This is a genomic window from Mucilaginibacter sp. P1_A3, from assembly GCF_056406855.1.
Genome location: NZ_JBFTZJ010000003.1, coordinates 502,290 through 528,633, shown reverse-complemented (window position 1 = coordinate 528,633; position 26,344 = coordinate 502,290). Strand labels below are relative to the sequence as shown.

General features: G+C 40.2%; 24 protein-coding genes. 11 read left to right on the top strand and 13 right to left on the bottom strand.

Annotated elements, in window-relative coordinates:
* Nucleotides 1-28: 28 nt before the first annotated feature.
* Together AC1D0K_RS08860 and dcd are read right to left on the bottom strand one after the other, a co-directional pair.
* A complete protein-coding gene (locus AC1D0K_RS08860) occupies nucleotides 29-2,755 on the bottom strand; it encodes a TonB-dependent receptor (RefSeq protein WP_477391956.1) in 2,727 nt (908 codons plus the stop codon).
* Nucleotides 2,756-3,010: 255 nt separating this feature from the next.
* Complete coding sequence (dcd, locus tag AC1D0K_RS08855; RefSeq protein WP_295721395.1) at nucleotides 3,011-3,547, bottom strand: dCTP deaminase; 537 nt, start codon at nucleotides 3,545-3,547, stop codon at nucleotides 3,011-3,013.
* A 200-nt stretch (nucleotides 3,548-3,747) separates the two neighbouring features.
* On the opposite strand from dcd, the gene AC1D0K_RS08850 reads away from it, so the two are divergent.
* The 3 genes from AC1D0K_RS08850 (at nucleotide 3,748) to AC1D0K_RS08840 (ending at nucleotide 5,881) form a co-directional block, all read left to right on the top strand.
* On the top strand, nucleotides 3,748-4,392 hold the full coding sequence (locus AC1D0K_RS08850) for a 4'-phosphopantetheinyl transferase family protein (protein WP_477391955.1): 645 nt from the start codon (nucleotides 3,748-3,750) through the stop codon (nucleotides 4,390-4,392).
* A complete protein-coding gene (lipB, locus tag AC1D0K_RS08845; protein ID WP_477391954.1) occupies nucleotides 4,392-5,147 on the top strand; it encodes a lipoyl(octanoyl) transferase LipB in 756 nt (251 codons plus the stop codon). The genes AC1D0K_RS08850 and lipB overlap by 1 nt, the downstream gene beginning before the upstream one ends.
* 68 nt (nucleotides 5,148-5,215) lie before the next feature.
* On the top strand, nucleotides 5,216-5,881 hold the full coding sequence (locus AC1D0K_RS08840; RefSeq protein WP_477391953.1) for an SGNH/GDSL hydrolase family protein: 666 nt from the start codon (nucleotides 5,216-5,218) through the stop codon (nucleotides 5,879-5,881).
* A 122-nt stretch (nucleotides 5,882-6,003) separates the two neighbouring features.
* Here AC1D0K_RS08840 and AC1D0K_RS08835 read toward each other — a convergent pair whose 3' ends face one another.
* Complete coding sequence (locus AC1D0K_RS08835) at nucleotides 6,004-7,431, bottom strand: L-serine ammonia-lyase (protein ID WP_477391952.1); 1,428 nt, start codon at nucleotides 7,429-7,431, stop codon at nucleotides 6,004-6,006.
* 287 nt (nucleotides 7,432-7,718) lie between these two features.
* Here AC1D0K_RS08835 and AC1D0K_RS08830 point away from each other — a divergent pair, with 287 nt between their 5' ends.
* Nucleotides 7,719-8,033 (top strand): DUF2752 domain-containing protein, encoded by a 315-nt coding sequence (locus AC1D0K_RS08830; RefSeq protein ID WP_477391951.1) that lies wholly within the window; start codon nucleotides 7,719-7,721, stop codon nucleotides 8,031-8,033.
* Here AC1D0K_RS08830 and AC1D0K_RS08825 read toward each other — a convergent pair.
* Nucleotides 8,015-8,743, bottom strand: a complete 729-nt coding sequence (locus tag AC1D0K_RS08825; protein WP_477391950.1) for an RDD family protein — start codon at nucleotides 8,741-8,743, stop codon at nucleotides 8,015-8,017. The genes AC1D0K_RS08830 and AC1D0K_RS08825 overlap by 19 nt on opposite strands.
* A 90-nt stretch (nucleotides 8,744-8,833) precedes the next feature.
* Between AC1D0K_RS08825 and AC1D0K_RS08820 the strand changes: the two genes are divergently transcribed.
* Genes AC1D0K_RS08820 through AC1D0K_RS08795 form a run of 6 tightly spaced genes read left to right on the top strand, consistent with a single transcriptional unit; the run spans nucleotide 8,834 to nucleotide 14,920 of the window.
* Entirely contained in the window at nucleotides 8,834-9,808 is a 975-nt protein-coding gene (locus AC1D0K_RS08820) for a stage II sporulation protein M (protein WP_477441602.1), read from the top strand.
* Nucleotides 9,792-10,676: a hypothetical protein gene (locus tag AC1D0K_RS08815; RefSeq protein WP_477391948.1), complete on the top strand. Its 885-nt coding sequence runs from the start codon at nucleotides 9,792-9,794 to the stop codon at nucleotides 10,674-10,676. Before AC1D0K_RS08820 ends, AC1D0K_RS08815 begins: the two co-directional genes overlap by 17 nt.
* Nucleotides 10,677-10,680: 4 nt before the next feature.
* Complete coding sequence (locus tag AC1D0K_RS08810; RefSeq protein ID WP_477391947.1) at nucleotides 10,681-11,409, top strand: DUF4129 domain-containing protein; 729 nt, start codon at nucleotides 10,681-10,683, stop codon at nucleotides 11,407-11,409.
* The gene (locus AC1D0K_RS08805) at nucleotides 11,406-12,584 is read left to right on the top strand and encodes a DUF4350 domain-containing protein (protein WP_477391946.1); all 1,179 of its coding nucleotides are present in this window, start codon (nucleotides 11,406-11,408) and stop codon (nucleotides 12,582-12,584) included. Before AC1D0K_RS08810 ends, AC1D0K_RS08805 begins: the two co-directional genes overlap by 4 nt.
* Before the next feature lies 1 nt (nucleotide 12,585).
* Complete coding sequence (locus tag AC1D0K_RS08800) at nucleotides 12,586-13,563, top strand: AAA family ATPase (protein ID WP_477391945.1); 978 nt, start codon at nucleotides 12,586-12,588, stop codon at nucleotides 13,561-13,563.
* A gap of 10 nt (nucleotides 13,564-13,573) precedes the next feature.
* Nucleotides 13,574-14,920 carry a DUF58 domain-containing protein gene (locus AC1D0K_RS08795; RefSeq protein WP_477391944.1) on the top strand — a complete coding sequence of 449 codons (1,347 nt, stop codon included), beginning with the start codon at nucleotides 13,574-13,576 and terminating at the stop codon, nucleotides 14,918-14,920.
* Nucleotides 14,921-15,217: 297 nt separating this feature from the next.
* Here the strand turns inward: AC1D0K_RS08795 and AC1D0K_RS08790 are convergent, their stop codons facing one another.
* From AC1D0K_RS08790 to AC1D0K_RS08750, 9 genes are all read right to left on the bottom strand, one after another.
* Nucleotides 15,218-16,006: a mechanosensitive ion channel family protein gene (locus tag AC1D0K_RS08790; RefSeq protein WP_477391943.1), complete on the bottom strand. Its 789-nt coding sequence runs from the start codon at nucleotides 16,004-16,006 to the stop codon at nucleotides 15,218-15,220.
* A gap of 362 nt (nucleotides 16,007-16,368) precedes the next feature.
* Nucleotides 16,369-18,000 (bottom strand): chaperonin GroEL, encoded by a 1,632-nt coding sequence (gene groL / locus AC1D0K_RS08785; RefSeq protein WP_477441604.1) that lies wholly within the window; start codon nucleotides 17,998-18,000, stop codon nucleotides 16,369-16,371.
* Between the two features lie 108 nt (nucleotides 18,001-18,108).
* Nucleotides 18,109-18,384 carry a co-chaperone GroES gene (groES, locus tag AC1D0K_RS08780; RefSeq protein WP_076375713.1) on the bottom strand — a complete coding sequence of 92 codons (276 nt, stop codon included), beginning with the start codon at nucleotides 18,382-18,384 and terminating at the stop codon, nucleotides 18,109-18,111.
* 246 nt (nucleotides 18,385-18,630) lie between these two features.
* On the bottom strand, nucleotides 18,631-18,972 hold the full coding sequence (gene secG / locus AC1D0K_RS08775) for a preprotein translocase subunit SecG (RefSeq protein ID WP_295721366.1): 342 nt from the start codon (nucleotides 18,970-18,972) through the stop codon (nucleotides 18,631-18,633).
* A 14-nt stretch (nucleotides 18,973-18,986) separates the two neighbouring features.
* Nucleotides 18,987-20,426, bottom strand: a complete 1,440-nt coding sequence (locus AC1D0K_RS08770) for a hypothetical protein (RefSeq protein WP_477391941.1) — start codon at nucleotides 20,424-20,426, stop codon at nucleotides 18,987-18,989.
* A 21-nt stretch (nucleotides 20,427-20,447) separates the two neighbouring features.
* Nucleotides 20,448-20,957: an LPS assembly lipoprotein LptE gene (gene lptE, locus AC1D0K_RS08765; RefSeq protein ID WP_295721361.1), complete on the bottom strand. Its 510-nt coding sequence runs from the start codon at nucleotides 20,955-20,957 to the stop codon at nucleotides 20,448-20,450.
* A 4-nt stretch (nucleotides 20,958-20,961) separates the two neighbouring features.
* Nucleotides 20,962-22,221, bottom strand: coding sequence for a sigma-54 interaction domain-containing protein (locus AC1D0K_RS08760; RefSeq protein ID WP_477463038.1), 1,260 nt, complete (start codon nucleotides 22,219-22,221; stop codon nucleotides 20,962-20,964).
* A gap of 28 nt (nucleotides 22,222-22,249) precedes the next feature.
* Nucleotides 22,250-22,630 carry a four helix bundle protein gene (locus tag AC1D0K_RS08755; RefSeq protein ID WP_477391939.1) on the bottom strand — a complete coding sequence of 127 codons (381 nt, stop codon included), beginning with the start codon at nucleotides 22,628-22,630 and terminating at the stop codon, nucleotides 22,250-22,252.
* A gap of 41 nt (nucleotides 22,631-22,671) precedes the next feature.
* The gene (locus AC1D0K_RS08750) at nucleotides 22,672-24,165 is read right to left on the bottom strand and encodes a MiaB/RimO family radical SAM methylthiotransferase (RefSeq protein ID WP_477391938.1); all 1,494 of its coding nucleotides are present in this window, start codon (nucleotides 24,163-24,165) and stop codon (nucleotides 22,672-22,674) included.
* A gap of 153 nt (nucleotides 24,166-24,318) precedes the next feature.
* On the opposite strand from AC1D0K_RS08750, the gene AC1D0K_RS08745 reads away from it, so the two are divergent.
* A complete protein-coding gene (locus AC1D0K_RS08745) occupies nucleotides 24,319-26,124 on the top strand; it encodes a hypothetical protein (RefSeq protein ID WP_477391937.1) in 1,806 nt (601 codons plus the stop codon).
* Nucleotides 26,125-26,344: the final 220 nt, after the last annotated feature.

Below are 26,344 nucleotides of genomic sequence, written 5' to 3'. Positions count from 1 at the left end.
GCCATTGATAAAACATCATCAAGTGATACTACTCAACTTTATAGGTAAACACCTGGTGGCCCAAATTACCATCAATATCTATTCCTTCAATTAAAACCCTGTAGGTGCCTTTGGCATCAGCGTTAAAGAACGATACTGTAGCATTACCATCTTTATCTGTTAAGATATCTGATTTCCAATAAATGGTTGATCGAAGATCCTGCATCTGGGTATTTATTTTGGGATCATCATATTGCGGCGAATAAAATTCCCTGGCTTTATAGTACCCTTTTGGTGCATAAGTAACCACGCCCGGCGCATATTTATTATATCCACTGCCATCTCCGCCCCGCCTTGTTGTAATTACCAACACCCCACCATTTCCCCTGAAACCGTATATAGCTGTATTACCAATTGTGCGTAAGACCTCAACGCTCCCTACATCATTTGTACTTAAGGTACTTAAATAATCGCTCTCTACCGGTATACCGTCAACCATTATGGTCATTGGTGTACTCTGGCTACGGGTTGAATACGGCACCCCGTTTTTAAAGATCACGCCAAATATTTTCATTTGCAAGGTGCTGACAAAATTAGCGCCAAAATTTTCGAAATCTTTATAGGTAAGTACCTGGTCGGCATTACCGGGGCCATTTAAATTATTGGAGTTTTTAACCAGTTCTTTCTTGTCTTTCACATCCCGTACAACAACCTCTTTTAACAGAATAGTATGGTTGCCAATACCGTATTTAATATCCTCGCTATACTTGTTTTTACTGTTTTTAAGGTATGCAGAAAGTCCTTCGCTTATATTTACCTGGATGTCGGCCGCGTTTTTATTTTTCCCCGAAGCCTGTGGAACAACCTTATCCAGTTCAATATCAATGCTTTTACGATCCTTTGCCGTGCGGGCCTGTATAACAAAGCGGATGCTGTCCCTGAAAACAAGATCTTTAAAAACAAAATTACCTTTGGCATCAGATACGGTATCAATTACAAAAACTCCGCCCGATGTGGTAAACAATGTTATTTTACCCCCTGCTACAGGCTTGCCCCAAAGGCTTTTTAAATGCCCGGATATCTGCAATGTTTTTTCGGGCTGAAAAACTATAGGATCAAAACTATCGTCCAGTAACTTTTTCCATTCAAAGCGGCGATAGCCCTGGGTTAATAGCAGCACATCCAGATCGGCCTGCGTTGTTGCATTTATATTATGAAAATAATAACCTGGTTTTTCAATGTAACCTTTCAGATCAGACGTGAGCAATATGTTCGAGAAAATACTTTCTTCGGCCGTTTCATCAACGGAAACCTTCGACAGATCAATAACAGCTGCCGAAAAGCTCGCACTTACCGGCTTACTTTGATTGTTTTTAGCATTAAGGCTGATATTTACCTTTTGGCGGGGAGCATAGGATTGCTTATCTGATGATATGGAAAGTTTAAGCTCATCGCTGTTCCTTACAAACACCAAACGCTCATTTAACGGCACCCCTTTATCATTAAACAAGGTAAACTGCACAATGCCCGATGGGAATTTACTTTTGGGCACCACAGTGGTAAATGATTTACCACCATCGGCGCTATTGCCTGCATAATAAATTTCGCCGCCACTTTGGGCAACCAGCATAAGACCGCCAGTAGGTGTATCAGTGGCCAGCAGATCCTTGCCCGGCAATATTTTCACAGCGATGTCATCATCGTAAGAATTATCAATACTCAAAACATACCCATTATCTATTGCCTTGGGTAAATCAAATACCCCTTCAGAACCATCGGCATAGGTAACGTGGGCTTTATAGGTTTTACCGCTAAACGGAATCAGCTTAAAAACGCCCATACCCAAATGTGTACTGCTAAATGTGGCAACCTGCTGGTTTTGATCGTCAACAACAGTTCCTTTAATATTAGCGCCTAAGCCATCGGCGCCCACAGCCTTAAAAGCAACCTTTGAATTTATGCCATTAACCAGGCTGCCGCTTTCCGGAAAAAACTGAACGTCAACTTTATTGGATACCGCTTTTATCGCCACTACTTTTTCAACTGTTTTTTTATCAGCAAGCTTTATAGTGGTTACAATGTGCCCGGTTGCGGCTATATCGCCGGTTGTATTGATAAAATCAGACTCCAGATTCCCTTTATCATCGGTAATACCCTTGCCCTTAAAAACTGTCTTCCCGTTTAGCTCAACATGGTAGCTTACCTCTTTAGCTTTATAGGGTTCGCCATTTATATCTGTATAATTAATTAGCGCGTTTACTTTTTGCTTCCCGTTTTGAATGCTGTAGGTAAATGCGGTTTTAGTGAAAACGGTATTATTAATACTATTAACAACAGTGAAGGTTTTATCAAAAAAATAAGCCTCGCTTTCATTACGCATCCAATTGGTATAGGCACGGATGCGGTAAGTGCCTTCTTTCATGGAGTCGGCAAGGGCAAAATCACCGCTGGCCAACCCGCTTGTTAATGGAAGTTTAATGCTGCGTTTTACGGAATCATTTTCGTCTATCAGGTCAACATTCAATATTTCGCTAAGAGCCGATAGCTGGTGCTTGCTACCTATAGTAACATAGGCTTTGAACCAAATATCATCCCCTATGGCGTAGCTGGGTTTATCAAACTGCAGGTAAACTTTTTCCTGCGGATGATTGGCCCGCCACTTATAAAGCTGATCAACCAGTTTATGTAAAAGATCATCGCCCGGACCTGTAAAACCTAAAATAGCTGTAATGATAACAGTTATTAATAAACCGATGGTTAATTGTTTATTTTTCATCAAGGTAAATAAAATTCAATCTACAGAAATATTGTAATACTGTTATAACAAGTATGTTACCGACTTATAAGTGCAAATTTTTGAGTATTCAGATGCCGGGCATGATGAGCGCCGTGAAGATAAAGTTCGTTTTTCATAATTAGGTTAGGTTATTAAGTTGGCGGTTTGACAATGGTATTAAATAAAGGTTTAATGTAATAAAAAATAAATTTCATTACACCATCAAAACCCAAATATAAAACCTGCCGCCGCAGCTTAAAACTTATTCTTCCACATCATGCTTTCAACCGGGCGGGTGGTAGGATTGTTGTATTTGGCGTTGCTTTTGGTGTTATACAGGGTTTCAATTTCACCCTCCACAACAAAATATATTAGCTGTCCAATAGGCATACCGGGGTAAATGCGTACAGGTTGCGCGCATGAAATTTCCAAAGTCCAGGTGTTACAAAAGCCAACATCGCCTTTGCCGGCGGTGGCATGTATATCAATACCCAGGCGGCCTGTGCTCGATTTTCCTTCCAAAAAAGGTACGTGCTTGTGTGTTTCGGTGTACTCTACCGTTACCCCCAGGTAAAGGGTATTTGGCTGTAAAACAAAACCTTCCTTTGGTATTTCAAAGCTATCAATCTCGTTATGTTTTTTAGCATCAAGCACCCTATCGCGGTAAGTAGCCAGGTGCTTGCCCAAATGCACATCATATGAATTGGTGCCAAGGCAGTCGCGCTGAAAGGGTTCAATTATTATTGTTCCTTTTTCTATTTCTTCGAGAATGCGCTTATCAGATAATATCATAGCCTGTTTTTGGAAGGGCCTAAATTATAAAAATTAAAACAAAGGCACCGGTAATTATCCAAACATTGTTAAAATCGGCAAAAACACAAGAATGATTGAATATCATATTAAAAATCAATACTTTACGAATATGATACGGCAATTATTATAATTAAAATTATTTCACATAAGTTTGCATCCAATTTTGCAATTTTACTTTTATGGCGATAGCATACAGGCAGCGTATTGATGATGATACAGAGTTTGCACTCTGGAAAATTGAGGAGGAGGCTAATGACCTGTATGTGCAGCTACAATTAAACGACGAGGAAAAAGCCTTAGTTGAAAAACTGAGCAAAGGCAAACGCCACCTGCACTGGCTGGGCACACGCGTGCTGCTACGTAAGATGCTGCGTACCGATGAATATATTGACTGCAGAATTGATTCGCATGGCAAGCCTTACCTGGTAAACCTACCCTATCATATCTCGTTAAGCCACTCATTTGACTATGCTGCCGTGATGATTAGCAAAACACATAAAGTGGGGATAGATATTGAGCAGATTCAGCAAAAAGTAGAACGTATTGCCAGTAAATTTATGCAACCCCAAGAACTTGCTTTTATTAACAGCAATAAAAAAATTGAACACCTGTACGTTTGCTGGTGCGCCAAGGAAGCCATTTACAAATGCAACGGGCAAAAGGAGGTTTCATTTGCCAATAATATTATTTTGGAGCCTTTTAATTTTGAACACCATGGCGCGTTAAATGCCAATTTGCATAAAAAGCACCTTAACATTGATTATACGGTGGGCTACATGCAGTATGAAAATTATATGATTGGTTATGTTAAAGGGGATATGTGATGAAAAATAAAAAAGTTTTTTTCCAGGATTGGGGATTGATAGATTACCAGCAAGCCTGGGACAGGCAGGAAGATCTGTTCTCGACCACGGTGAAAACCAAACTGGATAACCGCAACAACGAAATAGCTTATGGCGAAGCTGCTAAAAGCCTGGTTCCAACAGATGCCTATGAACCTTTTGTTGCCGACGAGACCTTTAATTACCTGGTATTTTGCGAACACCCGCACGTATACACTTTAGGCAAAAGCGGCAAAGCCGAACATTTACTGTTAGACGAGGAAGGGCTGGAAGAGAAGCAGGCCGTTTATTATACCATTAACCGTGGTGGTGATATTACCTACCATGGCCCGGGCCAAATTGTATCTTACCCTATACTTGATCTCGATAACTTTTTTACGGACATCCACCTTTACCTGCGCACATTGGAAGAAGCGGTGATCCTCACCCTTGCCGATTATGGTTTGCAGGCCGGTCGTTACCCCGGCTATACCGGTGTTTGGTTTGATGCCGATAATGAAAAGGCGCGCAAAATTTGTGCTATGGGTGTGCGCTGCAGCCGTTGGGTAACCATGCATGGGCTGGCGTTTAATGTAAATACCAATCTTGATTACTTTAAAAACATAGTGCCCTGTGGCATTGATGATAAGGCTGTAACCTCCATGCAGCAGGAACTTGGCCACGAAGTTGATATTAATGAAGTTAAAAAAATCCTAAAGCATCATATTTCCGTATTGTTTGATATGGAGATGATGTAATGAAAGCACTATTTTTAATTCTATTTTCGATAAGCGCGCTATCCGCATGCACAAAAAAGACTGATTCAATGCAGAATAACAGCAATAACTCTACAACTACGCCGCCTGTTGTAATGCCCGTAACTATTAAAGACACTTTAAGCTACCTTGCCCTTGGCGATTCATATACCATTGGGCAATCAGTTACGGCACAGGAATCATTCCCCTACCAGCTTGCCGCCCAACTACCCGATTTTAAGGTGACCGAGCCGCATATCATAGCCCGGACCGGCTGGATAACCGATCAATTGATATCCGCAATAAATGATGCCAATGATATAAAAGGTAAAACCTATGATTTTGTAACGTTGCTTATTGGCGTTAATGATCAATATGGAGGTTACAGCCAAACCAACTACCGGGTTAAATTTGTACAGGTTTTAAATACAGCCGTCAAGTTTGCAAAGGGTAATCAGAAACATGTGTTTGTACTATCCATCCCCGACTATGGTGTTACGCCTTACGCCCATGGCGATGATGGAAAAATTGGCCCGGAAATAGACCAGTTTAACGCCATTAACCTTGAAGAAAGCAAGAAGGCCGGTGTTAACTATATTGATATTACCCCTATATCCAAAGAAGCCGCTTTTGATCTTACCCTACTGGCTAACGACGGCCTTCACCCATCGGCCAAAATGTATAATATGTGGGTTCAAAAGCTTGTGCCTGAAATATTAAAGCAGTTTAAAAAGTAAGTTGCCAAGCAATAAATCCAACTCTTTAACTGCTAAAAGTTAAGGGTTCGTCAAATTCAGTGAAGATGATCACTTTGGGGAGATATTTTCCCCATCTGAAATCCGAAATCTGCACATCTATCTTAACATTCCGGCAAGCTGATAGGAATATTAATCGCCAGTCCCCCGTCAGATGTTTCTTTATATTTCGAGTTCATATCCAACGCGGTTTGCCACATGGTTTTAACCACGGCATCCAGGCTTACTTTGGCTTTTTCGGGATTACTCTGCAAGGCCAGTTGCGATGCGGTGATCGCTTTTATGGCACCCATCGTATTCCGTTCGATGCAGGGAATTTGAACCAGGCCGCCAATGGGATCGCAGGTAAGGCCAAGGTGATGTTCCATAGCTATCTCGGCAGCCATTAATACCTGCCTTTGTGTGCCACCCAGGCATTCTGTTAAAGCCGCGGCCGCCATTGCTGATGATACGCCTATTTCTGCCTGGCACCCCCCCATCGCTGCGGATATGGTGGCGCCTTTTTTAAATATGCTCCCTATCTCTGATGCGGTTAGTAAAAACTGGATAACCTGCTTATCGGTATTACAATCGCAAAAAATAATAAAATATTGCAGCACAGCTGGTATAACACCGGCAGCACCATTGGTTGGGGCGGTTACCACACGGCCAAAAGAGGCGTTTTCCTCATTAACAGCCAGCGCGAAACAACTTACCCAATCCAGTATATTTTTAAAGCTACCACCTGTTTTACGGATGGCGGAAACCCATTCATCATAATTTGAATAGGTATTACTACCAATCAGTTTACTGTTTAGTTTAAAAGCACGCCTTGCCACGTTTAAGCCGCCTGGTAACTGGCCGGTAGTGTGGCAACCACGATACATACATTCTTTTAGCGCTTTATATATATTTAAAACCCCCAAATGGGTTTCCTGCTCGCTGCGCCAGGCCAGCTCATTTTCCATCACCACTTCGGATATCTTTAAACCGGTTTTCATGCACCAATGGAGCAAGTCGGCAGCGGTATCAATCGGGAATGGCAGATCGACTTCATTTTTTGATTGTGCCGATGCACCCTCCTTTACCACAAAGCCGCCACCTATAGAATAATAAGTTTCTGATATAGCTCTGCCATTACTCAAAAACGCCTGAAAAGTTACCGCGTTGGGGTGAAAAGGCAAACTTTCGTTAAACAAAAAAAGCAGGTCATCAGCCACAGAAAAATTAATCGATCTTAATCCGCCTAATATTAATTGATGCGATGATGTTATATGATCAATTTTAGGGGTGATCTGGTCAACCTCAAAAGTTACAGGATCATCGCCACTAAGGCCCAACAGAATGGCAATATCAGTACCATGGCCTCTTCCGGTTTTAGCAAGGGAACCATAAAGCAATATCTGCACCTGTTCAACCATAGGCAATACCTCCTGTTGTTCAAGCGATTGTACAAATTGCTGGGCAGCGCGCCAGGGGCCAAGCGTATGCGAACTTGATGGGCCTATCCCTATCTTAAACATGTCAAATACCGAAATCTGTTCTTTTTGCATCAGGTCAAAATTAAAAATAATATATCATTGAAGCTTTGTAATAAATATGATAGATGGGGTAATTTTTACTTAGAGGCCGTCTAAAAATGACTTATTAAATATTTTTAGACTTCTAATGAAGCACATACCCACGCGTCATTGCGAGGTACGAAGCAATCTCTAAGCTATACAGAGGGGCTCACAAGATCGATCTGCCTATTGGGAGATTGCTTCGTACCTCGCAATGACGACATGTTTTTTATTTTTAAACAGCCTCTAAAATATTTTTTTTATAATTTGGTGCTATTATGAATTGGCTGCAGCATCATTTAATCCCATGCCCCTTTAAATATTTAACCGGGATTGATTGCCCGGGCTGCGGCTTTCAGCGTTCTGTAGTGGCCCTACTACAGGGCGACATTCAAAAAAGCTTTGGGTTATACCCTGCTGCTATACCCTTACTGTTATTTTTTGCATACGGCATTACCGATAGGTATTTAAAACTGGATACATCAAAATCAACCATAAAAAAATCCTTTTTTATGGTTGCAGGCAGTATAGTGCTTATAAGTTATTGCATTAAAATGTGGGGGCTTTACAACCACTACAACATATCAGCCTGAGCTACTATGTGGCTGTAATCTTTAATTATGGTTTCTAAAAATTGCATATCGTTCATGCCGGGCGGCAAAGCAATTTGCAGATGATCCATAATACGGCGGGCCATATTATACACAATCATGCTGTTACGGGTTCGCATGTAATTATGGAGCACATCGGCAATTAAATTAATATCATCATCTGTTAACTGGCTCACTTCTTTAAAAACGGGCACGTAGGTGTCCTCAGATGGCCTGAATACCAGGTTATTCATTTGCGTACGCGGATGTGTTTTCACCATAGCAGTGCCGGCAGCTATATCACCAATGCGCTGCCCGTTATCAGTAACAATTGCCGAAACGAGGGCGCCGAGATAAGCGGTTAACGGAAAATCAACAAATCTTAATACCCACCGTAATAAATACTGGCTAAAAGTTGGCCGGTTACCATCAAGGCTGATCACCTTTATTTTAAGGATGCGCTTGCCCATGCTCTGTCCGTTTAAAAAAACCTCGCAAACTAAATCGTAAAATGCAAAAGCTATGCCTACAACTATGAAATAAAAACTAATCCAAAATTCAGTCAATCCGTTGATGGCCAAAATGCCCCCTACGATACTTAATGCAATAAATATCCCATAATCAATTAACAGCGCCAGTATTCGCTCCCCAATACCGGCTATCTCATAATCAATATCAATGTTTTGGGTGGTATGTACTGTTATCGTTTGCATCTTAACAAAGATATATTTGTTATTTAAAAATATGATTGCTTATTAAAGTTTTGTGAGTATTTTAAACAAAAAAATAATCGCTAAAAAAACATGCGCGAAGCCCTGTTTATTAAACAAAGTTCAAAAAAATGGAAGGAATACGAGGAGAATAAGACAAATGATCCGGATGAACTTGCATCGGCATTTATTGCTATAACAGATGACCTGGCCTATTCTAAAACTTTTTATCCAAAATCAAAAACAACACAATATTTAAATGGCCTTGCTGCCAGTTTCCATCAATCTATCTATAAAAACAAAAAGGAAAAAACCAATCGCTTTATAAGCTTTTGGCAATATGAACTTCCGCTTATATTTTATACTTACCGAAGGCAGCTTCTTTACTCTTTTGTTTTTTTTATAATCTTCACGCTCATGGGTGTCCTATCTGCAAAGTACGATACCAATTTTGTAAAACTGATCATGGGCAATGATTATGTGAACATGACTAATGACAACATAGCCAAAGGCGATCCTTTTGGTGTATATAAAGATAGCTCATCTGTTGCCATGTATTTGATGATAGCTGCCAACAACACTAAAGTTGCTGTCATTTTTTTTGTACTGGGGATTTTCTTTTCGATAGGAACATTGTATGTGAGTTTGCAAAATGGCATTATGCTGGGCTCGTTTCAATACTATTTTTTTAGCAAAGGTCTTGGCCTGCAATCTGTGCTGGTTATATGGATCCATGGCACATTGGAGATTTCGTCATTTATTATTGCAGGTGCAGCGGGGCTCATTTTGGGTAACAGTTTACTTTTCCCAAAAACGCACACCCGTTTGGTATCAGTAAAAAACGGTGCAAAAGCAGGGTTAAAAATAACTATAGGCATAATCCCCATCATTCTTACAGCCGCATTTTTTGAAAGCTTTGTTACCCGGCACACCGAAATGCCCGCCTGGTTAAGCATAACCATTTTAGCATCGTCGCTGGTGTTTATAATTTGGTACGTAATATTATACCCGGCATTACTAAATAAAAAACTAAACACAAACCTTATAATTAATGAAACAACCTATTGAATTAAGACGTGTTCGCGATTTTGGCGAAATTATAAATGACACATTTACTTTTTTAAAAGAAAACTTTAAACCCTTATTTAAAGCATTATTTATTATATGCGGTTTTTTTGTGCTTGCAGGCGCTGCTACAACCGCCCTTACCCAACTAAAATTAGTAGGCTTAACAACCACAAAATTCAATCCCGATACGTATGATTCTGCAACAACAGCTTACTCATATGCAATAACCGTTATTGTAAATGCACTTATACTGGTATTTGCGCAGTTAAGCATATACCTGGTTACGCTTTGCTATATTGCTGTTTACCTGGAAAGAAAAGATAGACAGCCTACCTTTGCCGAGGTTTGGGGCTTTTTCAAATACTACTTTTGGCGGGCGCTGGGCAGTAGCATATTAATGGTACTGCTAATGTTTGTAGGTTTTCTTTTATGTATCATTCCCGGCATATACCTGATGCCGCCGCTTTACCTTTTATTTCCCATTATAGTGATGGAAAACACCTCATTCAGCTATGCTTTCAATAAAAGTTTCACATTAGTAAAAGATAACTGGTGGACGGTTTTTGGGGTTATCGTCATCATGAGTATCATCGTAAGCGTTTTGGGCGCCTTTATTAATGTACCCATGAGTCTGATACTTACAACCCGGTCATTTGTATCGCTTAAAAGCTTTAACACACCAATTGTGATATTTTTCAGCATTATGCGCAATGTTTTAATGCTTGCTTACACCTTACCGGCAATTGCATTAACGATGTGCTATTTCAGCCTTTCGGAGCAAAAGGATGGCACCGGTATTTTAGGCCGTATTGATACGTTTGGCAAAGGCACCGATAACAGCAATGATTTGCCTGCCGAACAATATTAAGCTTATGCAAAAACTGTTATTTACGTTTTTATTTGTACTGATAGCGGGTTTATTTTCGGGCGGAGCATTTGCTGCATCGGTAAAAAAAACACCTGCAAAATTACAAACAGATAGCTCGGCCATTGTTGTTAAAAGCTTTAGCGCCGACTCCATCAATACATACAAAAAGGCCAAAGAATTTAATTACAACGGTACCGTTATAGAGGCCCCCAGTGCCTGGGATAGATTTTGGGCGTATTTTTGGAACAAGCTTTTTGGCAAATTGAGCAACAGCCCGTTAGCCGGCGCGTTTATTAAATACACCTTGCTGGCGCTTGCGGTTGCCTTACTGGTATACGTAAGCTTTAAGCTTGTAGGAATGGATGCCGTTAAGTTATGGATGGGGCAGGCAAACAAAACCCTGCATTATACCGAGTCGCTTGAAAACATACACGAAATAAACTTTGACGCCGAAATTGAAAAAGCGATAGCCCTGCATAACTACCGGCTGGCCGTACGCCTGCTTTATTTAAAATGCCTCAAGCAATTAAGCGATAATAAGCTTATACGCTGGCAAACTGATAAAACCAATTCGGCTTATATTTATGAATTAAACGATCCTTCATTACGGCAGGCTTTTACCCTGTTAACCCGCCAGTTTGAATATGTTTGGTACGGCGGTTTCTCTATTGATAGCAATGCATTTAAAAACATTAACCAGTTGTTTCAAAACTTTAAAAAACAACTGGCATGAAAGATCTCAAATATTATATCATTGGGGCAACAACATTATTTACCATTTATATAGTTGCAAACTTAAACCGCCCCAAGCCTATAAACTGGGCAGAAACATTTGTTAATAAAGATAAAACGCCCTTTGGCACTTATATAATTTACAAAAGGGTTAAAGATCTTTTTCCGGGCGCCACGATAAATCCGCGCCGCGAACCTGTTTATAATGCCCTCACCAATGATAGCCTGAAGCAAGCTTCATACATCATTATATGCCCCGGAATAGAAGTAACTAAAGTAGAGTACGGACAACTGGTAAAATACATTGCCAAAGGCAATGATGTTTTTATTGCAGCATCTGATTTTGGCAGTTTACTGCAAAAAAAGCTGCATATAGAAACAAGAGCAGATTTTACTTTCCAGCAGGGAAAAACGCCTATAAGATTTTTAAACCCGGCCTTAGATACCGCAAAATTTTACCAGCTTGATAAAGGATGCGGCAGTTTTTATTTCAATAGCATTGATACTGCAAAGGCAACCGTATTAGGCCAGAATGATAGCCGCAAAGCCAATTTTATAAAATACCGCTTTGGCAAAGGCAATTTGTACCTCATGGCTAACCCTAAAATGCTGAGCAATTATAGCCTGCTTACACCCCAGGGCGCTGCTTATGCAGCTACGGCATTATCGTACGTTAGAAACACCAAACAGCTGTTATGGGATGAGTATTATACCCAGGGATCTGGCGATGCAGAATCACCTATGCGCGTATTTTTATCAAATCCGGCTTTAAGCTGGGCTTATTACATATCACTTTTCAGTTTGCTAATTTTTGTATTGTATGAAGTAAAACGCAGGCAACGCATTATACCTGTAATTGCACCGCTGCAAAACTCAACCATTGATTTTGTTACTGTAGTTGGCCAGGTTTATTACGAAAAACGAAACAACGCCAATATCGCGCATAAAAAAACCATATATTTTTTAGAGTACCTGCGCGATCAGTATAAATTAAAAACCGGCAAACTGGATGAGGAATTTACCGAAATGATGACCAGGAAAACCGGCATTGAGCCCCAATTGGCACGTAATATTGTGAATGCTATAAATTTTATAAATACGCATGGGCACATTACCGATCAGGAACTAATTAAACTTAACTATCTTATTGAACAATTTTATACCCAATCCAGGTAATATGGAAAACGAATTTTTTGAACAACGAACCGATTTGAGTAAACTGGGCACAGCGGTTGAACAAATAAAAGCTACACTCGCAAAAATAATTGTTGGCCAGCAGGAATCCATTGATCTGCTGATTGCGGGTATCCTGGCAGATGGGCATATTTTAATAGAGGGCGTACCCGGGGTAGCTAAAACGCTTACTGCAAAACTTATTTCAAAGGCCATAGATGCACGCTACTCACGCATACAGTTTACACCAGACTTAATGCCTTCTGATATCTTGGGCACATCGGTTTTCAATCCCAAATCAACTGAGTTTGAGTTTAAGCGGGGACCTATCTTCGGCAATATCATCCTGATAGATGAAATAAACCGGGCACCTGCCAAAACACAATCTGCATTGTTTGAGGCAATGGAGGAAAAACAGGTAACCGTAGATGGCCACACCTATAAAATGGAGGAGCCTTTTACAGTATTGGCTACCCAAAACCCCGTTGAACAGGAGGGCACCTATCGCCTGCCTGAAGCACAGCTTGATAGGTTCCTTTTTAAAATAGAGATCAAATACCCCACGCTGGCCGACGAAATAGCCATCATTACCCAACAACACCAACAAAAAACAACCGACCAGCTAAACCATATTGAACCGGTGTTATCAGCAGCGGAAATTATCGCGTTAAGGCAACAGGTAAAAGCCCTGCATGTTGAGCATAAATTGCTTGAGTTTACCGCAAAAATTGTTTTTGAAAGCCGCAATCATAAGTCGTTGTACCTGGGTGGTTCGCCACGGGCATCACTGGCCATAATCAATGGGGCTAAAGCATTGGCGGCTATCAGAGGGCGTGATTTTGTAACCCCCGAAGATATTATTTATGTAGCTGCACCTGTTTTAAGGCACCGTATTATGCTTACTCCGGATAAGGAAATGGAAGGTGTAACACCAGATGAGGTTGTAGCCCAGATTATACAAAAAATAGAAATACCACGATAACATACCCGGAGTGAAAAAAATATACGGCCTGTTCTATACGGATCTTTTTTTAACCAACCGCCTGTTTGCGGGTTTGGGGGCCTGCGCGGTGTTGTTCCTGCTTTCCTTCTTTTTCACATGGCTGGGTTCTATTCCCGAGTTGGTGTTTTGGTTACTGTTATCGTTGGTTTTAATTGATATAGTAATGCTTTACAAAACCAGGAATGGTGTATTTGCAAAGCGCCATGCACCCGAAAGGTTAAGCAATAGCGATAACAATGATCTTGGCGTATACATTGAAAACTGGTATTCTTTTAATATAAGCGCCGGCATTATTGATGAGATCCCTTTTCAGTTTCAAAAGCGAGATGTTTGGTTTAAAACAAACTTAAAATCACACGAGCGTAAACTGATCAACTACGTGTTACGGCCCACAAAACGCGGCGAATATGAGTTTGGCGATATTCACGTTTACGCAAAATCGCCTTTAGGCTTTATCAGCCGCCGTTACACATTTGAACAGGCGGAAACATTACCGGTATATCCATCGTTTCTGCAGATGCGTAAATTCGAGCTAATGGCGATATCAAACCGGTTAACAGATATCGGCATAAAAAAAATACGGCGCATTGGCCACAGCCTTGAATTTGAACAGGTGAAAAGCTATGTTGCCGGCGACGATTATCGTACCATAAACTGGAAAGCAACCGCAAGGCAAGGCAACCTTATGGTTAACTCCTATACCGATGAAAAATCACAGCATGTATATTGTGTAATTGATAAATCAAGGGCTATGAAAATGCCTTTTGATGGATTGAGCTTACTCGACTATGCCATAAACGCCAGCTTGGTGTTATCAAGTGTGGCGTTGATAAAAGAAGATAAAGCCGGCTTGATCACCGCATCAGAAAAAATTGGCGCCGTTATCCCCGCCGATAGGAAGCCTGCGCAGCTGAATAAAATACTGGAGGTTTTATACAAGGAACGGACGCGCTACCTGGAAACCAATATGGAGCTGCTTTACAGCACCGTACGTAATGTAATAAAGCAACGCAGCCTGGTAGTGTTTTTCACCAATTATGAAAGCATGAACGCCCTGGAAAGGCAATTGCCTTATTTAAAAAGGATTGCCAAATTCCACCTGCTGCTGGTGGTATTTTTTGAGAACACCGAACTTAAAAGCCTTAGCGAAAAACCGGCGAAGGATGTTGAAGGCATCTACATAAAAACTATCGCCGAAAAATTCGCCTACGATAAAAAACTTATTGTAAAGGAGCTGGCTAAATACGGGATACAATCTATATTAAGTCCGCCGCAAAATTTGACGATTAATACAATTAATAAGTATTTGGAGTTGAAGGCTAAGCAGAAGATTTAAGAAGAAAATACCTTGGACACTGGAGGAGGAGTAACGTTTTAAAAGGTTTGTCATCCTGAACGCAGTGAAGGATCTATTCGCAGATTTACAGGGCGAAGAAGCATGGCGAATAATAGATCCTTCACTGCGTTCAGGATGACAATTTTTTTTTCAAAAAAAGTCAATGTAGAAGACCGACGAAGCAATCGCGAACCATGCAGGATGGACCTGCATAGTTCGCGATTGCCACGCTGCGCTCGCAATAACATGGCGCATATAAAACATTAATTCTTGATTCTTACCTCTTGACTCTCCTTATCATCCTGCCTTAGGAAAAGCAACTCCATTGGCGCTAAATTCTTTAAATATTTTTTCCTGGAGGTCAATTTTGGCGGTTAAGAAATTGGCGGGCACAACCCATACATTTATAGTGATCCTAACGGAATCTATTTCCATCGAGATTATACCTACCCTTGCCGCTGGTTCATCAAGCAAATTTTCCGTGGTATTGATGGCGTTATTAATGATCGCCTTTACCTTATCCAAATCATTGGCATAAGCTATCTTAATTTCGAAATCAAGCCTACGCCTGCCTTCGCGGGTTACGTTCACGATAACCTCGTTAAATAGCTTACCATTGGGAATAATAACCTGTTTATTATCCGCAGTAATTAAAACGGTATAAAACATCTGGATAGATGTTACCTTGCCATCCTGCCCCTGGGCCACTATGCTATCATCAAGCTCAAATGGTTTTAATAAAAGTATAAGTACCCCACCCGCAAAATTTTGAAAAGTCCCAGATAGCGCTAAACCCGCTGCAACGCTAAAGGCACCTATTATGGTTGTGAAAATGGTCATTTCCCAAGTCATAATATTCATTACCCATATCACCAGCAGTACGTAAAGCGAGGTAATTGTTAAACTTAAAAAGAAGGGTTGTAATGAAGAATGAATGCCTCTTTTGAGCATTCTATCGCGGAGCCGCGTGCGTAAGAACCTAATTAACCAAAGACCTATAAAAAAAATAATTATTCCAGCTACGTATTTGGGGCCTTTGGTAATCAGCCAAACGTGGAACATTTGATAAAACTCTTTTACTTCCATAATTGGAAGCAAAAGTAAAAATTAATTACTTACCGTAAATAGTAATGAATAGTTCCGGACCTTTAAACAGCAGCCAATCTACGATGGCACTATGCAGTTGTTTTGATTTTTGTGTAATATTTTTCATGACGATATCCTTTATTCAAATCCTGTGCCTAAGGTTGAACCTTTTAGGATTGTTACACAAAATTACGTATTAACGCCACAGATAGTTTTCAAAATTAATCAAATGATTAATTAATGACTATCCGTTTACGTTTGAATGACTATACAGAGACCACAAAAGCAAAATCCCTGTATGGAAAACCATACAGGGATTTGCAATATATTACAACTGACTATTTTATTAGCCAGGGGAGATATTACATCATACCACCCATGCCACCGCCACCCATTGGTGGACCAGCTGGAGCATCTTCAGGATCATCAGCCAATACAACTTCTGTTGTTAACAACATAGCTGCAATTGAAGCTGCGTTTTCTAAAGCTACACGACCTACTTTAGTAGGATCGATAACGCCTGCACCAATCAGGTTTTCGTATTTATCGGTACGGGCATTGTAACCGAAGTCACCAGTGCCTTCTTTAACTTTTTGTACAACGATAGATCCTTCAATACCTGCATTTTCGCAGATCTGACGTAGAGGCTCTTCAATAGCACGACGGATGATCTGGATACCAGTGTTCTCATCTTCGTTTTCACCTTTAAGGTCAGCTAAAGCAGCAACCGCGCGGATGAAGGCTACACCACCACCAGCAACAATACCTTCTTCAACAGCCGCACGGGTTGCATGTAAAGCATCGTCAACACGGTCTTTTTTCTCTTTCATTTCAACTTCTGTAGCAGCACCTACGTAAAGTACAGCAACACCACCAGATAATTTGGCTAAACGTTCCTGTAATTTTTCGCGGTCGTAATCAGATGTAGTTGATTCGATCTGAGATTTGATCTGGCCAACACGACCTTTGATCTCATCGGCAGAACCAGCACCATTAATAATGGTTGTGTTATCTTTGTCAATGATGATTTTCTCAGCAGTACCTAAGTAAGTAAGATCAGCATTTTCTAATTTGTAACCTCTTTCTTCAGATATTAAAGTACCACCAGTTAAGATAGCGATATCCTCTAACATAGCTTTACGACGATCGCCAAAACCTGGAGCTTTAACAGCAGCAACTTTCAGTGAACCGCGAATTTTGTTAACTACCAAAGTAGCTAATGCTTCGCCATCAAGATCTTCGGCAATGATTAATAATGGTTTGCCTGTTTGTACTTGTTTTTCAAGTATTGGAAGCAATTCTTTCATCGAAGAGATCTTTTTATCATAGATCAGGATGTAAGGATTTTCCAATTCAACTTCCATTTTATCTGCATTGGTAACAAAGTAAGGAGAAAGGTAACCACGGTCAAACTGCATACCTTCAACAGTTTTAACTTCAGTTTCAGTTCCTTTAGCTTCTTCAACAGTGATAACACCGTCTTTACCAACTTTAGCCATAGCTTCAGCAATTAATGAACCGATAACCTCGTCATTATTTGCAGAGATAGATGCTACTTGTTTTATTTTGTTATTGTCTTCACCAACAGTTTGTGATTGAGCTTTTAAATTCTCAACAACAGCTGCAACAGCTTTATCAATACCACGTTTTAAATCCATTGGATTTGCACCAGCAGCTACGTTTTTAATACCTGCAGTTACAATAGCCTGTGCTAAAACAGTTGCAGTAGTAGTACCATCACCTGCAATATCAGCAGTTTTTGATGCAACTTCTTTAACCATCTGGGCACCCATATTTTCTAAAGCATCTTTCAGTTCGATTTCTTTAGCTACAGTTACACCATCTTTAGTGATGATAGGTGAACCGAATTTTTTATCAATAATTACGTTTCTGCCTTTAGGACCTAATGTTACTTTAACTGCATTAGCTAAAATATCAACACCGCGTTTTAAGGCGTCGCGTGCTTCAACATTGTATTTAACTTGTTTTGCCATGTTTTTAATTTTTTTGTTGGAATGTTTTAAAGTTGGAATGTTAGAATGTTATCATTGCAAGTTCAAGGCAACTTTAAAACCTTTAAACTTTACAACCTTTCAACAATTTTATAATACCGCGTAAATATCAGATTCGCGCATAATTAAATACTCTTTACCTTCATAAGTAATTTCGGTACCGGCATACTTACCATATAAAACCTGGTCGCCCACTTTTACTGTTAAAGGCTCATCTACTTTACCGTCGCCTACTGCAACGATTGTTCCACGCTGAGGTTTTTCTTTAGCGGTATCCGGGATGATAATTCCCGAAGCGGTTTTCTCTTCGGCAGCTGCGGCTTCTACAACCACTCTGTCGCCGATTGGTTTAATGTTTAATGACATAGTTATATTAGTTTTTAATTTAATTTAAGTTGTGACTGCAAATGCTCATCAATTATGCCAAGCAAATATAATGGCAAATATTGGCATATTTAACTGTTGTAATGGCAGCAAATACACGTGTTTAATTTCTATCGTTAACGCTATTTTAACCTACCCGTGTCATGATGTCAGTACGATTATATCAAACAAAAAAGGCTTTGGTGTTATCCAAAGCCTTTTTTGTTTGATATAGAACCTATAACTTAATTACGGTTTTTTAACTGGAGCCGGAGCCGGTAATGACTGAGCAGGACCAGGAGCCGTAGTAGTAGGTTTGGATGCTTTTTCAATTTGGTTTTGTAAAGCAGGGTTTTCGCTGCTTGTTGAACCGCCTTTTGCAACAACGTTAATAGCTAATGCTAAAACCATGATGCCAATGGCCAGGATCCAGGTACCTTTTTCTAAAAAGTCGCCGGTTTTTTGAACACCCATTAATTGTGATGAGCTTGAAAAATTAGATGATAAGCCACCACCTTTAGGGTTTTGGATCAATACGATAAGCCCTAAAAGAGCACATACAATAATGGCAAGGATAATTAAAATGTACATTTCTTTATTTTATATTAATTCGTTTTCTTTTCTAACTGTTCAATTTGGTGGGCAAAGTAACGGCTTTTTTCCGGAAATTTCAACATCAATTTTTTATATGTCGTAATTGCTTTGTGATATAGCATCTGATCCGAATAAATCTGGGCCAGTGTTTCGCTCACCAGTTCGTTTTTATCTTCCGAACTCTTTTTAGCTTTATTTTCGTTATCCAGCTTATTTATAGATGGCGGCCTTATCTGCGGCTCTTCCTTTATAAATTTCTCGATGATGATATCTTCCTTACGTTTAATCTCCGGAGCATCAGGCACTGGCGCATTTTCAAGATCAAGCAGCGATTTATCGTGAAAAATATTTTCAAAATATTGCTGTTGCAACTCGTCGGCGGCTTGCTCTTGCCGCTCTTCAACCGTTATTGCCGGCTGCGGGACGGTTGGTGCTGGTGTTATATAAGGTTGATATGTTGATGCATACTCTTTACGTGTTTTATCAAGCCACCACATAAAGGTGTAAGGCATTTTTTCGTCATGATACTTTGATACAGCTTCAGCATCTGGAGCAACGTCTTCGGTTTCAAGAGAAATCGGCACAGGCATATCAATAACAGCCGGAGCTGCGTCATTAGCACTACCTTTTTGATCGGCTACCGAATTATCAAACATAAAATAATCAGTAGCGGCAATGCTGCCTATGATCCATTTTTCCGTTTCGAAATTGATCTCCGAATTATTCTTTTTCACTTCGCCACCGGGAGCTTTATTCTCAACCGGCTCTTCAGTCTTGGTTTCTGCCGGGTGACCGACGAAAGTTATATTTTCAATCCCAACAATTTCATCGAATACTTCGTCCTCAATATCCTCATTACGCTCTGTTGCACCGGTCTCAGGCTCTGCAACGGGAGCTTCTTCTATTGCTATTACCGATGGAGATATTTCATCTTCAACAGTTATATCGCTGATAGGTATTTCTGGCTCTTCTGTAATGGGATAGGTTAACTCTGTCTCAATATAATCGTGGTAGCGTGCTTCAGGTTCTTCTTTGAAATCTTCGGCAGGCGCCTCAAACCCGCTTACCTCTTCATTTTTATTTTCTGCAGCCTCGGCGTCCGCAGCGTTTCCTATATTAAAATAATTTTCACTTTCCTGGGTAGCAGCACCTTGCAGATAATCGGGCCGGGCGTTGTTTTTTTGAGTTACTACCTGCTCGGCCGAAACTAAAGCTAAGCTTTCGGGGCTATTAATTATCTTATGTAATAAACGGGGATTAAAATAAGTGGCTGCATGTTTTAAATCGCTGCCATTACCCGAGTGGGCAAGCATAGCCCTAAGTATGCCGCTTTGTGGATATTCATCAACCAATTGTTGCAAATCATAGTTATGCAACCGGCCACTATCGGCTGGATTAGCCAATAATTCCCATAATACTTCGTTTTGCCTGTTATTTAAATATTGATCCACGTGGTTGAAATTACAAAAAGCCTACCAATTAGAAAAGGCCTTGTTATAAATATCTTCGGTTAACTGCTTGGTAATTTCTTGTATCAGCTTTTGTTCCTGCGAATTAATATCTCCTCTATAATTGGCAAATCTTGTCATGCTTTCCTCAAAGTTAATCTTTTTGTCCTTATCGTAAACAAATTTCACTTTTACCGTTATACTTAGCCTGTTGGCATCAGCTATTGGTGCGGTATTGTTTGAGGTAGCTTCAATAGATACAGGAGCAATGGTATACCCTATAATACTGCCCGATAAAGTGGCATCGGCCTCACCGCGTACCAAACTTAAACGGCTTTGCGTACGCACTCTTTCTTTTAAAGCTTCGGTAAATATTTGGCTTAAGTTATTTACTACCAGTGGAGCGTTATTTTCAAAAAACTGAATATTCAACGTTTTCAGGTCTGTCGGGATGGCCTCATTTCTAAGCGTATAGCATGATGATAGTAAACCAAAACTTAAAACTATAATTACAGAACTGATTATTTTTTTCATTAACCTATAAATTTAATTCTTTTATTTTCCTGTACAATGTCCGCTCGGATATACCCAGTTCATTGGCAGCCAGCTTGCGTTTACCCTTATGCTTTTTTAACGCCTTACGGATCAGGTCTGATTCCTTCTCAATCAGTGATAATGATTCTTCTACCTCCTCGGCTTCGTGGGTTATATTATAGGCATCATTACCGCCACTGTTACTGTTGTTTCCACTATTATTTGTATTAACGGGTTGCTGTAAAGTAAATTGCGTTTCGGCATTACCAGGCAGTTCAATATCGCGGTACAACTGGTTAATGGTTTGTGAATGATTGGCATAATTAGTTGCCACACCTCCATGTTCAATGATATCGGCCACCAGCTTTTTCAATTCAACCATATCGCGCTTCATATCAAAAAGCACTTTATACAAAATATCGCGTTCAGAAAAATCTTCTTTGGCCTGGTTGCCTAAACGCATGGGTAAATTGCGGTTCCCTGTTTCATGGGGGATATAAGTCAGCAAGGTTGGGGCGGTAATGATCCGGTCGCGCTCCAGTACGGCCAATTGCTCGGCCATATTTTTAAGCTGCCTTACGTTACCCGGCCAGGTGTAATTAATTAACACCTGTTGTGCCTCTTCATCAAGCTGAATAGGAGGCGTACGGTATTTATCAGTAAAATCTGATGTGAATTTCCTAAACAGCAAATAAACATCTTCTTTCCTTTCTCTTAACGGTGGTATTTTTAAGGGTACAGTATTTAAACGATAATAAAGATCTTCCCTGAATTTGCCGCTCTTCACAGCGTCATAAACATCAACATTGGTAGCGGCAATAACCCGCACGTTTGTTTTTTCAACCTTTGATGAACCTACCTTAATGTATTGGCCAGACTCCAGTACCCTAAGTAAGCGTGCCTGGGTACCCAACGGCATCTCGGCAATTTCATCTAAAAATATGGTACCGCCGTTTACCGTTTCAAAGTACCCCTTACGTTCGCCCACTGCGCCGGTGTAGGCTCCTTTTTCGTGCCCAAACAATTCCGAATCAATGGTACCCTCTGGTATAGCACCGCAGTTCACCGCAATGAAGGGCCCATGCTTGCGCGGGCTCATCTGGTGAATAATGTGCGAAAACACCTCCTTACCACTTCCGCTTTCGCCGGTAATAAGTACAGAAATATCTGTTGGTGCCACCTGGTTGGCAATATTTATAGCCCGGTTAAGCAATGGCGAATTACCAATGATCCCGAAGCGTTGTTTGATTTCTTGTATTTCCATGATTAAAAAAAGAGTCAAGAATTAAGAGTCAAGAATTAAGACTCTGTACTTCCGTTTTTAAAATGTATTCCCTAAAAGAGAATAACATTCTTTGAACTTCAGAAACTAAGTCTATACAACCTTTTAATTTGCTTATTGACCCATACATTCTACGCTCACATATTAATAATTGTGTTTCCAATTCAAATGACGATGAAATTGCTATCGATAAAAACTCAGCAAAATGTTTATCGGTATTCTTTCCAGATCCTTCAGCAATATTTGAAGGAATTGAACAGCAACTCCTGTTTATTTGGTCAATTAAATTATATCGTTCATTGGCAGGCAACTCCTTGCTAAAATCAAAAACCATGTCTGTCAAATCCATTGCCTTCTGCCATATCTTTAGATTCTTAAAATTATGCCGCATACAAGGCTCCTGTCTTAACTCTTGATTCCTGACTCTTGACTCTAAACCACCTTCCCTATCAACGTAGCCGTAGTAGTTCTTTCTATCAGTACGTTCACATATTCGCCTGGTTTGTAATTTTCGCCTACGGGGAAAATCACCATAGCATTTTGATCGCTGCGACCGCAATAGTCGTTTTTTGATTTTTTGGAGAAGCCTTCTATCAGTACTTTTTCTACTTTACCAATACGAGCCTGCGCGCGGTAAAAAGAGTATTCCTGCTGTTTGGCTACAATTTCGGTTAAGCGTTTTTGTTTTACTTCTTCAGGGATGTCATCAGCATAGCGTTTTGCCGCTAAAGTACCCGGCCTTTCACTGTATTTGAACATGTAGGCAAAATCGTATTTCACGTAGTCCATCATGCTAACGGTGTCGGCATGCTCCTCGTCAGTCTCGGTACAAAAACCAGTGATCACATCTGTAGATATAGCACAATCCCCAATAATCCTGCGGATAGCATCGATCCTGTTCATATACCAGGCCCTATCATAAGTACGGTTCATCATATCCAGTATCCGGCTGTTTCCAGATTGTACCGGCAGGTGAATGTAATTACAAATATTTTCGTGTTTATTAATGGTATGCAATACTTCGTCGGTAATATCCTTAGGGTGCGATGTTGAAAAACGAACGCGCAAATCTGGGTTAATGTGCGCTACCATTTCCAAAAGGTTTGCAAAGTTGGTAACAGCCCCTTCCAAATTCTCTCCAGTCGGGGAGACTTGATCTGCTTGATGCTCCAAAGCTCCCTCTTCCGTGGAAGGTTCGGTTGCTGTATTGTTCCATTTATATGAATCCACATTCTGACCAAGCAAGGTAACCTCGCGGTAGCCTTTATCAAACAAGTCAATACACTCTGCAACTATTGATTGCGGATCGCGGCTGCGTTCGCGGCCACGGGTAAACGGTACAACACAAAACGAGCACATGTTATCGCATCCGCGCATGATTGATACAAACGCGTTAATGCCATTGCTGTTTAAACGTACCGGGCTTATATCCGCATAAGTTTCCTCACGGGATAATAGTACATTCACCGCTTTTTGGCCGCTATCAACCTGCTCTATCAAATTAGGTAAGTCGCGGTATGCATCCGGCCCAACTACTACGTCAACCAGTTTTTCTTCTTCTAAAAATTTCGCTTTAAGACGCTCGGCCATACAACCAAGCACTCCCACCACCAATCCCGGATTTTTCACCTTGGTAATGGTAAACTCCTTAAGACGGTTACGCACACGCTGTTCGGCATTTTCACGAATAGAACAAGTATTTATAAAAATAACATCAGCTAAAGTATGGTCGGCAGTTGTTTCAAATCCCTGGTCAGCTAATATTGATGCAACTATCTCACTGTCGCTAAAATTCATGGCGCAGCCATAACTTTCAATATAAAGTTTACGGCCATTGTTTTTACCTGTCACCGGCTGCTCTAAAACTAAAGCTTCGCCTTGCCTGCTCTCATCATGTACCTTATCCGGAATAACCAAATCCATCATTTAATTAAAAATTAGTTTGCAAAAATACATAAAATTTAAATACATGAATGACATATTGTCAGTATTTAACAAAATCAAAAATTTATTGTTATATTTCTGATTCAATACGTATAAAGCCGCAGGTCATACGTCAAAACAAAGGAACATCGATAAATGAAGCTTAGATTTTTAAAGCATAAGTGGCAAAAAATAGTATTTAATTTTGTGTTGATACCGGTTGCGATCATCTTTCTTATCGCTATAATTCTTAACCATTATTTATCGCCCATTTTAGCCAATAAAGTGCGTGAGGCGGTTTTAACCGGCAGCGATAGTTTATACCGGGCCGATTTTTCTGATGCGGAACTGCATCTACTTGAAGGGAAAGTCACCATTTACAATATCAGCCTGATACCCGATACCGCCGTTTTTAACCGTAAAAAAAGGCAGCACCTGGCACCTAACAACCTGATAACATTACATGTTAAACGACTTATCTTATTGCATGTGCACCCCATTAGCTATTACCTGGGGCATAAGTTAAAAATCAATAAAATTATATTAAACCAGCCCGAACTTAATATCAGCTATCAGCTTAACCATACAAAGGATACTATTGAAAAGGACCATCGAACAGCATGGCAAAAGATCTCCAAAAGCCTTCACTCCATCCAGGTTGGGCACATCTACTTTAATGATGTAAAATTTAAATATGAAGATTACTCGGGCCATAAACTGGTTATATCCGAACTTAAGGAAATGAACCTGAGCGCAACCGACCTGCTTATTGATTCGGCTACACAAAATGACAAAAGCCGCCTGTTGAATTGTAAAGATATAGTTACCGAACTTAATAATTATACCGGTAAAACAACCAATGGGCTCTATGATTATAAAATAAAGTACCTCAAGCTATCTACCCAAACATCCAAATTAACAATTCAGGGCTTGCAGCTTGAGCCTGCAAAAACAAACATTTTCTTTAACAAAAGCCAAAGCGACCGCTTTACCCTGAACCTGGATTCGTTAAAGCTTAACAACTTTGATTTTTTAAGATACCACAAATACCGCGTATTTAGAGCAACAAGCATGGAACTTAATGGCGGTATGCTGAGAGTATTTGGCAATCCAAACAAACAAAAAGGACTTGTCACCGATAAAATAAACACCTTCCCTAATGTGATACTCCGCAAGGTAAATGCCGATTTGGGAATTGATACCGTACGTTTAAAACGTGTGAATGTAGAATATTCTGAATTTAATGTTGATTCAAAAAAAACAGGTACAGTTAGCTTTAACAACACCAGTGGCCATTTCTATAACATCACCAGCAATGAAAAGGCTATCGAAAAAAACAATTTAACTACCGCCAAGCTAACCTCCTATTTCATGAACCGTGGCCGGCTTGATGTGCAGTTTATGTTTAACCTAACTGATAAAGATGCCGCATTTAGCTATAAGGGTACCTTAGGCCCAATGAGTGCAAATAAAATTAACCAGGCCTCGGTGCCACTGGCAATGGTTAAGATCACATCGGGCGATATCAAACAATTCAGTTTTGATATCAAGGCCAACAGTAAAGCTTTTAAGGGTAACGTAACATTACTTTATAACGATTTAAAAATATCTCTTTTAAAGGCCGATACCGCAAACAACCAGTTAAAGAAACAGGCGCTGATGTCAATATTTGCCAACTTGTTTGTTATAAAACGCAACAACCCCGATGATATCAGCAGGGCTCCAAGAAGTACCAATGTTAACTATTTGCGACCAAAGGAATCGCCCTTCTTTAAAACTTTATGGAGAACATTACTGGAAGGGATAAAACCTGCCGTGGGTCTCGACAAAAAAAACCAAAAGGCTACCAATGACAGGATAGCCGAACACAATAAAAACAAACAGGAACGGCTCATTAAAAAGGCTGAACGCCAAAAACGTAAAGCCCAGCGCAAGCTTGACAAGGAATTGAAAAAAATTTGAAAATTTGAGGATGAGAAAATTTGAAAATTAGTAGAGGTTGCCTGAATTTGATTTTTTATACTTCTAATGAAGTAGATATCCGCGTGTCATTGCTTCGTGCCTACCTATGACGTGTTCGCAAAAAAACTTTTTGTCATCCTGAGCGTAGTGAAGGATCTGCTATTCGCCATACATATTCGCCCGGTACAGTCTGTAAATAGATTCTTCGCGATGCTCAGAA

Bases quoted from the DNA above. Each gene is read 5' to 3' on its own strand.
- AC1D0K_RS08750 (WP_477391938.1), bottom strand. From the start codon at position 24,165: ATGATGGATTTGGTTATTCCGGATAAGGTACATGATGAGAGCAGGCAA.
- groL (WP_477441604.1), bottom strand. From the start codon at position 18,000: ATGGCAAAACAAGTTAAATACAATGTTGAAGCACGCGACGCCTTAAAA.
- AC1D0K_RS08800 (WP_477391945.1), top strand. From the start codon at position 12,586: ATGGAAAACGAATTTTTTGAACAACGAACCGATTTGAGTAAACTGGGC.
- AC1D0K_RS08810 (WP_477391947.1), top strand. From the start codon at position 10,681: ATGCAAAAACTGTTATTTACGTTTTTATTTGTACTGATAGCGGGTTTA.
- AC1D0K_RS08745 (WP_477391937.1), top strand. From the start codon at position 24,319: ATGAAGCTTAGATTTTTAAAGCATAAGTGGCAAAAAATAGTATTTAAT.
- AC1D0K_RS08820 (WP_477441602.1), top strand. From the start codon at position 8,834: ATGCGCGAAGCCCTGTTTATTAAACAAAGTTCAAAAAAATGGAAGGAA.
- secG (WP_295721366.1), bottom strand. From the start codon at position 18,972: ATGTACATTTTAATTATCCTTGCCATTATTGTATGTGCTCTTTTAGGG.
- lptE (WP_295721361.1), bottom strand. From the start codon at position 20,957: ATGAAAAAAATAATCAGTTCTGTAATTATAGTTTTAAGTTTTGGTTTA.
- AC1D0K_RS08830 (WP_477391951.1), top strand. From the start codon at position 7,719: ATGAATTGGCTGCAGCATCATTTAATCCCATGCCCCTTTAAATATTTA.
- AC1D0K_RS08850 (WP_477391955.1), top strand. From the start codon at position 3,748: ATGGCGATAGCATACAGGCAGCGTATTGATGATGATACAGAGTTTGCA.
- lipB (WP_477391954.1), top strand. From the start codon at position 4,392: ATGAAAAATAAAAAAGTTTTTTTCCAGGATTGGGGATTGATAGATTAC.
- AC1D0K_RS08840 (WP_477391953.1), top strand. From the start codon at position 5,216: ATGCAGAATAACAGCAATAACTCTACAACTACGCCGCCTGTTGTAATG.
- AC1D0K_RS08755 (WP_477391939.1), bottom strand. From the start codon at position 22,630: ATGCGGCATAATTTTAAGAATCTAAAGATATGGCAGAAGGCAATGGAT.
- dcd (WP_295721395.1), bottom strand. From the start codon at position 3,547: ATGATATTATCTGATAAGCGCATTCTCGAAGAAATAGAAAAAGGAACA.
- AC1D0K_RS08825 (WP_477391950.1), bottom strand. From the start codon at position 8,743: ATGCAAACGATAACAGTACATACCACCCAAAACATTGATATTGATTAT.
- AC1D0K_RS08805 (WP_477391946.1), top strand. From the start codon at position 11,406: ATGAAAGATCTCAAATATTATATCATTGGGGCAACAACATTATTTACC.
- AC1D0K_RS08815 (WP_477391948.1), top strand. From the start codon at position 9,792: ATGAAACAACCTATTGAATTAAGACGTGTTCGCGATTTTGGCGAAATT.
- AC1D0K_RS08860 (WP_477391956.1), bottom strand. From the start codon at position 2,755: ATGAAAAATAAACAATTAACCATCGGTTTATTAATAACTGTTATCATT.
- groES (WP_076375713.1), bottom strand. From the start codon at position 18,384: ATGTCATTAAACATTAAACCAATCGGCGACAGAGTGGTTGTAGAAGCC.
- AC1D0K_RS08835 (WP_477391952.1), bottom strand. From the start codon at position 7,431: ATGCAAAAAGAACAGATTTCGGTATTTGACATGTTTAAGATAGGGATA.
- AC1D0K_RS08760 (WP_477463038.1), bottom strand. From the start codon at position 22,221: ATGGAAATACAAGAAATCAAACAACGCTTCGGGATCATTGGTAATTCG.
- AC1D0K_RS08790 (WP_477391943.1), bottom strand. From the start codon at position 16,006: ATGGAAGTAAAAGAGTTTTATCAAATGTTCCACGTTTGGCTGATTACC.